This is a genomic window from Microbulbifer okhotskensis, from assembly GCF_023895975.1.
Lineage (GTDB): Bacteria > Pseudomonadota > Gammaproteobacteria > Pseudomonadales > Cellvibrionaceae > Microbulbifer > Microbulbifer okhotskensis.
On sequence record NZ_JALBWM010000147.1, the window covers coordinates 1 to 7,958 of the forward strand.

Sequence of the window (7,958 nt, forward strand, 5' to 3'; positions counted from 1 at the left end):
CATTTTAGCGAAAACAGTTTTTACTACATCTTCCATGGGCAGGTATTGTTTTGATTTGAGAACCTTATTTTCTCAGTATCTGTCCGTGGTTCCTACCTATTTCTCTCCTTAAAACTGTCCGAAGTATTGTTAAAGAACAAAGCAACCGGAAGTATCATTTTTGATGTAATCTACAACCTCATTTATGGGCACTACTACACCACCAAACTCACCTATTTGTTCCCATTTTTCCCTGTGACTCCACCACAACACTTCAACTTCACCACTCGCCTGAGATGCCCTAATTCTTGCAATCGGACGCTTAGTAGATGCTTCATAAAAGTTCACGCCTCTATTTACTTTTCTAGCACCAATATCGAGATTGTATCCCTCTATTTGCTTTAAAACTGTTTTAAACTCTTCACTACTTATCATTTTACTTCCACGATTTAAGGTGCTTCTAGACTCTTATTGCTAACGCCTGCAACATGGGCCAAGCACACGAATATTGTTGAACATGCTTGCACTTGTTGAACGAAGCCGCTTCGAGGCAGAGTAAAAACCCCACCAACTAAGCTCTTTCAGCCCAACCTCGGGCTGCAGATTAAAGGAGCTTATCATGACACCAATACTTCGGACAGTTTTAGCCAAGTAATCCTGGGGCTTGCAGCCCTAGAAGTCGATTATCGACAACTCTGGCCTACCCTAGACTTGCGATAAAGTAGGCCTCGATGTGGCTCTAGCCTTATAACTTCAGGATTCCAGCTCTCTAAAACTGTCCGGAGTATTGTTAATGGGTATATTTATCCAAGTGGTCTTGTTACAAATGACTTTAAAGTGCTTGAGAAAGAATACAAATTATTATTTCTTACAGTACGTTGGCTTGGATTTTTACTTGCAATAATTGGTACTTTAATTTGGGGTTATGGTGATATACCACTTAAAAGCACATAACAAGCGCCTGCAATCTAACACCGCAACCTGTCACTTTCTGTGCAAAAAAACGCACAAAAACCGCCAGTTTGCTACGCAGTTGAGGCGGGCGTTATCGCCGACTCTTCCAGAGCTGGTAGCTGCTCTCAATGACCCGATGAATATGCCGGCGAAACTCCTTGGGTAGCTGTGCATAAAGCCGTGCGATCAACGGCGGAAACGGGATCTGCGCAAAGTGGTGCAGGTTCTCCGCTCCATACACCTCCGCCAAGGTAATCCCCACCGCCTCACACCAGGCCGACAGCAGCTCCGCCGGCACCTTCTGACTGCCTGTTTCCATTTTCGAAATTTGAGATGGCGCTAGCCCCAGCTGTGTGGCTAGCTGCGCAATCGTCTTCCCTTCCTTTTTCCTTGCGTTGCGCAGGCGGTCGCCTAGTGTTTCGGCCTCAGACATCGAGCCGTATTGGGTACCCTCGTTTTAACAATATTTCGATAATCGAAAACTTCCGGCATTTTGCATTGCTAAAACCGAAACAATCCAGAACATCTATTTGAAAGCGGTCAATTAGCTAGTAGCGTTGGCTTGTCTGTCGTCAAAAGCCGGAATTAAACACTGCCTGGGTTTGGCGGAGACGGGCCGCTGCCGCTTAAAGGTTTTGTGGTGGTGAGGATTTTGTGGTTCCTACAGGAGGTAGATATGCCAATGGCTTCTCATATTCAACAACTTCATCATGTCACCAATCTATGTGCTGGCCTGGAATGGGTTGCGGATTGCCCGAATCAGCTGACCCGTAAAGCCTTGCTGCAGCTTATTGGCGAAGAGGTAGAGTTCTTGCTTCAAGGCGTTATCTTTGCCTATGAGCAAAAGACCCCAGGGGGAAGCCCTGCAATTGAAGAGGCGGCCTAACTGCTTGTCAGAGTCGGTGCAGTGAGTGGTGCCGGCTTTATAGTCACCGGTTGTTCTTGTTCGTTGTGCGCATGAAACAGTAGACTGTATTTATATACAGTAACCGGGCATACCAAAATGAAGTTCTCGCCTCTCTACGGCCATGGCGTCAGCTGTGGCTTCCCTTCTCCAGCTGATGATCACAAAGAAAGCGCGCTTAGCCTGGATGAGCACCTGATCACTAGGCCCGCTTCAACCTATATGGTCCGTGCCAATGGTGATTCCATGGTGAATGTTGGGATTCATGATGGTGACCTGCTGATTGTCGATCGATCCCTGACCCCAGTGCATGGTGATGTGGTCGTGGTCGCTTTGGATGGCCAGTTGACCTGTAAAACCTTGGACAGGCGACGGGGTAGGCTGCTACCGGCTAACGCCAACTACCCGGCAATCCCTATTTGGGAGGGGCAGGAGCTGATTGTAGAGGGAGTGGTTAAGGCTTCAGTGCGCTGCCATCGGCCAAGCTGAGAGCTGCAGCTCAGGGGCGCGGTTCTCGATAAGTCCCCTATTCAATATACGGCAGGGTATAAAGGGGCTCATGCCGTGAGAAGGCGGCCGTTGGTTTGTATGGCGTGCAAGCGGTTTGAAGGCGTGAAGCATTCTATCGATATAAAGGTGAGGGGCTTTTCTGTTTTTGAGTAGCTTGGGGTTAGTAAGCTGGGGGGGAGAGATGGGAGTTTTTAGAGGTGCACCATCTTTACACCAATTTGACCATAACTCATTGATTTGTAAGAGAATTATGGTGCCCGAGGCCGGACTTGAACCGGCATGGCCATGACAGCCGAGGGATTTTAAATCCCTTGTGTATACCAATTTCACCACTCGGGCTGAGTAGCTTTCCATAACTTTGCCGGGTGATTCTGTACCGAATCCTTGTACCAAAAATCTAAGTCATTGATTTAGAACGACTTGTTATAGATTTTAAGTCTCCTGTGTCTACCAATTCCACCACCCGGGCAGATCCTTAGCGAGAGAAGGTACAGTATATATTTGCCCTTCACCCTCACTTTCATTGCACTATACAGGAGCGATGCAATGAAAAGGAAAATGGAGGCTAGGGTCGGAATCGAACCGGCGTACACGGAGTTGCAGTCCGCTGCATGACCACTCTGCCACCTAGCCTCTATGTCCGCCTAAGGCGGAAATTAACACCGAGAATTTTATCTGATAAATCTGAAAAATCCTAGCGTTTTCTGATACTTACGTGCGCTTGGCTGCGTAAGAGGGCGCTATTCTAGGGACTCTTGAGGATTAGTCAAGCGTTGTTTTCATCGATATTGCGAAGAAGTGAAAAATTTTAGGAAAAGTTACCGTTTTACTGCCCGGTCGGTGCCGTAATAACTTTTTGCGATGGAGCGAAAGAAACTATTCCCATTTGTTCTAAATTAATTTTGTGGGGTGCTGGCAATCTTTCATCGGTGTTCGATACTGTCTTTATCTGGCTAACACATCTCCCCCAAACGTGTTTAGTAATGCTGGTAGGGTGGCCCACATGGCTGCCGCCCGCTAGGTAGCAAGGATGAAATCCTCCAAGTTTCACTCCTAATGGTCTTGGCCCTGACGCTCTCCCCCCCCGTCGTCAGGGCTTTTTTTTGCCTGTTTTTTAGCGAGCTGGGACTTCTCATTGGTAAGATTTTCAAAACCTAAGGCTTCAACAGGTCTGCCTGCAGCTTGCTCAGACAGTGATCTAAACCGTTCCAGGGTCACTTCTCCCCGAGAGCTGGCCAGCCCTCGGGCTACATCATCAATGCTTGCTTTGCCCCCGCTAGCCACCCGGATTTCTTTGTCCAGTTGCTGCATAACGCCTACAGCACGTGCGGTAATTGGGCCTGATGATCGCTTGACCAATAGTGATGGAACCCCCTGCCCCCAGGTGGCAAGATTTTCTATTGCTTCCTTGTAGCGGATTTCGCTGATGCCGCCGGTGCGCCTTAGGATTTCAAGGGAGTAAAACTCAGCGAGGCCTTCTACAATCCAGTCGCTCTCATCGTCTCCGTGAATACCCGTACCGACATGAACCAATTCATGGATCATACTGCTGGTTCGATTGCCGCTAATCAATGGTCGGTCAGCATGCATATATAGGGAGCGTGTTCCGGATAGGCCGCCGCGCCACATGGGGTCATCTGCAGTAACGATAAGTAGCTGATCGGGAAACAGGGGGAATATTTTTTTGAGTTCAGGCAGGTTCCAGTTGAGGAAGGCCAGTATGTCCTGACGGCGAATGTTCTCCTCTTTAGGGCCAGCGACCCTGGTGGCGGTGTTGGCAATTACGTCCTGCCGGCTGCCTATCTTCCCGACAATCATCCAGCCCTTGGGGCGCACAAATTTTCTTTTGGGGTCGGATAGCTGGTAAAGGTGGTTCTCAATATTGGGGTAGGGTAGGGCTGCAGACCATTCTTCCGGAAGTTTCAATTGTAAGCGGGCTACAGAGCGGCCACTGCTCTTTGCCGATACAGGGACTATGAGTTTGTCACTGCGGAGAATAGCCCAATTGTTGGTGATTCGTGAGTCGTAACCGCCGTTGCTGCGCTGGTTATCAATGACAAAGCGGTATTGGAGTCGGGCCTTGGTGCCCTTGGGGCGCCATATTGCTTTGTCACCTTCCAGTTCGAGAGGCCCATCACTTTTCAGGTTCTGATAGCGCCCGGAACTAAGGTTAAGGGTCAGTCTACTGGGAAGATCTTTGCCACTGAGGGCTATCTCAACCTTGGCCACCTTCGAGTCAGGATGGATCTCTGCGGTATATAAAATCTCGTAAGCTCTGGATGCGGGGGATAAAGTTACCAGCAGCAGAGTTAGGGTAAGTAGTTTTCTAAGCATTATTCATTCGGCTGAAAGTATAACAAGTTGTCGTTTCGACAGCATCTAAGCCTACAGGTGCCCCAGTGTCACCTTCAAGCAAACCGTCCACAGCTTGATAGATCCTCAGTCTGACGACAACTTTTGCGGCCAAAACTCGGATGTCAGGCGTCCTTAGAAGCTAGATACCAAAACTGTAAACCAAAAGAATACACGTAACAAGTCGTTACCAAACAACCTTCACTAATTTTCAATTACCTCCCGTACCCGCTAACAGAAGGGTGAGTGGTGTAGGCCAACCGCTATCAGGGACGCAGCTTGCTTACTTTCTGTGAATATTGATAGCTAAACGACAAATCGACAGGCTTTAATTCATGATCTGAATAGGGATGAGTGTAGGGGGGGGCGGGTTTTGGGGTTGTGGGGTTGTGGAGAAGAGATACTAAGTGTGATTAAAGAAGTTAAGGGCGTGCAGGGTGTAAATTGTTAAGGCCGCAATATTGGAGCGGCCTTAACAGATACTTCAAGGTATTAAGGCTAACTAGTCATGCGGGATTGATTACCAAAACCGAATGCCGCGCGGGTCTACAAATGGCACTCCATAGGCACCTAACGCGAATCCATCGGGGACGGTACTCATTACGGGCTGCTGTGGATTTACGGGCTGCTGTGGATTTACGGCTGCTAGATCTGCATTGTAATAAGCACTGGGTATAAAATGGGTTGGCCAGATAGATGTCGGACTATTCGTAAAACCTTGCATCTGACCGACCGTAAATCCTGTATATGGAGGCGCCGAGGCATTCGTTGCCTGGGTGTCTGTTGTGGTTGCATTGGCTGCCCTGGCGAGATCTTTGGCGGACTCAAACGCAGCGCCCATACCAAACATCTTCGGAACTCCGGCACCAATTCTCTCTGCACCAATCCCCATTGGGGATGTGAGTGATCGGACAAGCTGGAATAAGCCGGTTACCCGAGAGATATCTCTCTGGCGAAGCGATGCTTTGAACAGTGGGTGGTGGGCGAGCAGTAAGGCGGCTAATCCAGTAATATGTGGTGCGGCCATTGATGTGCCGGATTGCACGTCAAACCCTTTGTCGGGTACCGATGAAACAATACCTACACCGGGCGCAGCTACCGAAATTTCTGGTCCGTAGGAGCTAAAGGTCGGTAGGAACACTCCATCACCGGAAGCGGTTGAGGGGATAACTGTTTGGGCTTCCCAGGAATCCTTTGGAAACTCGTTGAGCATTCCGATTGCGCCTACAGCCATTGCGTTTGGCGATCTCGCCGGATACTGAACGGGTCCACCATTGTTGCCAGCCGCCACAATACAAGCAATGCCGTGCTGCACAGCTTCTTCAATCTGCTGTTCTACTGCATCAGAGGAATCAGAGCTCCCCAGACTCATATTAACGACGTCGATGTCTAGCTCGATACAGTGCGCCAGGGCATCAATTAAACTGCTGAATTGGCCGCCGGGAAAAACTTTGAAAATATGTATTTCGGATTCAGGGGCAAAACCTCGGATAGCTTCTGAGCCTGAGGGCTGCCCGCCAATAATCCCGGCACAGTGGGTGCCGTGCCCGACGATATCTTCCGCCCAGCTTTTGGTATCATAATTATTAGTAACGTCGATGCCGTTTTGTAGGTGGGAAAGAATAGGGTGCTGATTGTCCGCGCCGGAGTCAATGATGGCGATCTTGATTCCCTTGCCAGTGTATTCATCTGGAAGATGATCCAGGCCCATGTACTTTTGTCCCCAACCATAGGGCGCATTGTGAGGAAATGTTGGTATTGCTTCGCTCAATGGTTGTAATTTAACCAGGTTCACCCCGGTTAGAGATAGGGATGGACATCGTACAAACTTGTTCCAGAAATCTTTGGATGGCCGGATTAATAGAGATTTAACTTGGGCGCTACCACTTTGGGCAAATATGTTAAGCGCAACCTCGCCTTTATTATTGGTGACCCCTTCTTGAGGGAAGCCAGCACTTTCCACAATTACTTGGGCATCGCGTATCGGCTCGCCTTTTGATCCGACAACCCGGAGCCTAACCTGTTGGGCTTGGACATGATACTCCCGTAAAAGTCCCGGCTGTTGGGCAAATATTGCTGTAAAAGAAGGAGAAAAACTGGCTTGGCCATAAGATAGTAGCGAGTCTAATTCAATAGCCACATTGGGGGGGGCTGTTTGAAATAGTGACGCCGCGGAGTCAAGATCCATACGTACTTTATAAATACTTGTGGCTTCATCGACAGTGGAAAGCGTTTTCAGCTTTCTACCGGGGCGGATTTCACGAAGTATTTCGCAGCCAGATTGTCTTGAGATCGTGGAAATTACATTGTGCATCGAGTTGGCGCTTAATGGCTGTACGCCCATTGATTTTGCGATAAGACTACGGCGAGGTGAAATAAGTAACTCGACTTTTTCTGCAACCTCGACCGAAGGTTCTCCTGCGGCCTTTTCTTGTCGGGATTCAGTCATGTTCATGTTCCTTCGTATTCAGTGCGGTACTGATATAGAGCGTGTTCTAATCATCGAAAGTAATGAATCGAGAGCTATTCACGTTTAGCTGAGGGGGTGGATCGGCTGGTCGGAATCAATGATCACTTTGCCAGCCAATTTCCGTCTCAAGTTGTCAACTGCATCAGGTGTAGCGAGGAGGGTGACGGTGTTTTTACGCAAAGTAACATCTTTAACATCCGGGGAATTTTTTGCTTCTTTAGCCAGCTCCTCCAGTTCCATTGTTGGTGCAGGCGCCTTCCGGTTGGGAATAGCTACATATTGTTCAAACTTCTTCATTGTTTTTCTCGCTGTTATTACTCTTGCTAAAGAGCTTAGTTTTTCAGTCCTATCAGGACTGCTTAGTTCATTAGTGAAGTAATAAAAGGGATCTAGAATATTCCGGCAAGCTATTCCGCTTTAGAAGTGGGGCGGTAAACCATTCCGCCCCTTATTTTTTTGAAGCCTTAGTGTAAGTAAGCCTGTTGTTGCAGGGCCGAATTGGGCTGGGGCATTGCTTGGAATGGGTAGGGCTGCCCAATAGAGCCCAGGTTTTGAAATGCCTGAGGTGCGGGCTGCGGGGTTGCTTGGAATGGTACTAAGTGGCTAAGCCCTGTAGAGGCATGAATCATCGGGGCTGGAACCCCTCCGTATTGTTCAGCTGCTTGCGGCGCAAATTGGGGGATGTACTGGGGGGCGGCTTGATACGGCAGTAACTGGCCGTGGCGTCCATGCGCAGTTAACTGAGGAGCCAACTGAGGAGCCAACTGAGGAGCCAACTGAGGAGCCAAC

General features: G+C 48.8%; 8 protein-coding genes and 2 tRNA genes. 2 read left to right on the forward strand and 8 right to left on the reverse strand.

Annotation, left to right across the window (positions count from 1 at the left end):
- Window positions 1-129: 129 nt before the first annotated feature.
- Window positions 130-414 carry a hypothetical protein gene (locus MO867_RS19575; protein ID WP_252472242.1) on the reverse strand — a complete coding sequence of 95 codons (285 nt, stop codon included), beginning with the start codon at window positions 412-414 and terminating at the stop codon, window positions 130-132.
- 610 nt (window positions 415-1,024) lie between these two features.
- Window positions 1,025-1,366 carry a helix-turn-helix domain-containing protein gene (locus MO867_RS19580; protein ID WP_252472243.1) on the reverse strand — a complete coding sequence of 114 codons (342 nt, stop codon included), beginning with the start codon at window positions 1,364-1,366 and terminating at the stop codon, window positions 1,025-1,027.
- Window positions 1,367-1,609: 243 nt separating this feature from the next.
- Between MO867_RS19580 and MO867_RS19585 the strand changes: the two genes are divergently transcribed.
- Complete coding sequence (locus MO867_RS19585) at window positions 1,610-1,819, forward strand: hypothetical protein (RefSeq protein ID WP_252472244.1); 210 nt, start codon at window positions 1,610-1,612, stop codon at window positions 1,817-1,819.
- 117 nt (window positions 1,820-1,936) lie between these two features.
- Window positions 1,937-2,326: a LexA family protein gene (locus MO867_RS19590; protein WP_252472245.1), complete on the forward strand. Its 390-nt coding sequence runs from the start codon at window positions 1,937-1,939 to the stop codon at window positions 2,324-2,326.
- Between the two features lie 272 nt (window positions 2,327-2,598).
- Here MO867_RS19590 and MO867_RS19595 read toward each other — a convergent pair.
- From MO867_RS19595 to MO867_RS19620, 6 genes are all read right to left on the reverse strand, one after another.
- Window positions 2,599-2,686 (reverse strand) — tRNA-Leu (locus tag MO867_RS19595).
- 220 nt (window positions 2,687-2,906) lie between these two features.
- Window positions 2,907-2,980, reverse strand: a tRNA-Cys gene (locus MO867_RS19600).
- Window positions 2,981-3,400: 420 nt separating this feature from the next.
- Window positions 3,401-4,681 carry a hypothetical protein gene (locus MO867_RS19605; RefSeq protein WP_252472246.1) on the reverse strand — a complete coding sequence of 427 codons (1,281 nt, stop codon included), beginning with the start codon at window positions 4,679-4,681 and terminating at the stop codon, window positions 3,401-3,403.
- A gap of 538 nt (window positions 4,682-5,219) precedes the next feature.
- A complete protein-coding gene (locus MO867_RS19610; protein WP_252472248.1) occupies window positions 5,220-7,148 on the reverse strand; it encodes a S8 family peptidase in 1,929 nt (642 codons plus the stop codon).
- A gap of 84 nt (window positions 7,149-7,232) precedes the next feature.
- Window positions 7,233-7,466: a hypothetical protein gene (locus tag MO867_RS19615; RefSeq protein WP_252472250.1), complete on the reverse strand. Its 234-nt coding sequence runs from the start codon at window positions 7,464-7,466 to the stop codon at window positions 7,233-7,235.
- A gap of 167 nt (window positions 7,467-7,633) precedes the next feature.
- The coding region (locus MO867_RS19620; RefSeq protein WP_252472252.1) for a hypothetical protein at window positions 7,634-7,958 on the reverse strand (325 nt) is incomplete at its 5' end.

Coding starts and splice junctions, on each gene's coding strand:
- MO867_RS19575 (WP_252472242.1), bottom strand. CDS start 414: ATGATAAGTAGTGAAGAGTTTAAAACAGTTTTAAAGCAAATAGAGGGA.
- MO867_RS19580 (WP_252472243.1), bottom strand. CDS start 1,366: ATGTCTGAGGCCGAAACACTAGGCGACCGCCTGCGCAACGCAAGGAAA.
- MO867_RS19585 (WP_252472244.1), top strand. CDS start 1,610: ATGCCAATGGCTTCTCATATTCAACAACTTCATCATGTCACCAATCTA.
- MO867_RS19590 (WP_252472245.1), top strand. CDS start 1,937: ATGAAGTTCTCGCCTCTCTACGGCCATGGCGTCAGCTGTGGCTTCCCT.
- MO867_RS19605 (WP_252472246.1), bottom strand. CDS start 4,681: ATGCTTAGAAAACTACTTACCCTAACTCTGCTGCTGGTAACTTTATCC.
- MO867_RS19610 (WP_252472248.1), bottom strand. CDS start 7,148: ATGACTGAATCCCGACAAGAAAAGGCCGCAGGAGAACCTTCGGTCGAG.
- MO867_RS19615 (WP_252472250.1), bottom strand. CDS start 7,466: ATGAAGAAGTTTGAACAATATGTAGCTATTCCCAACCGGAAGGCGCCT.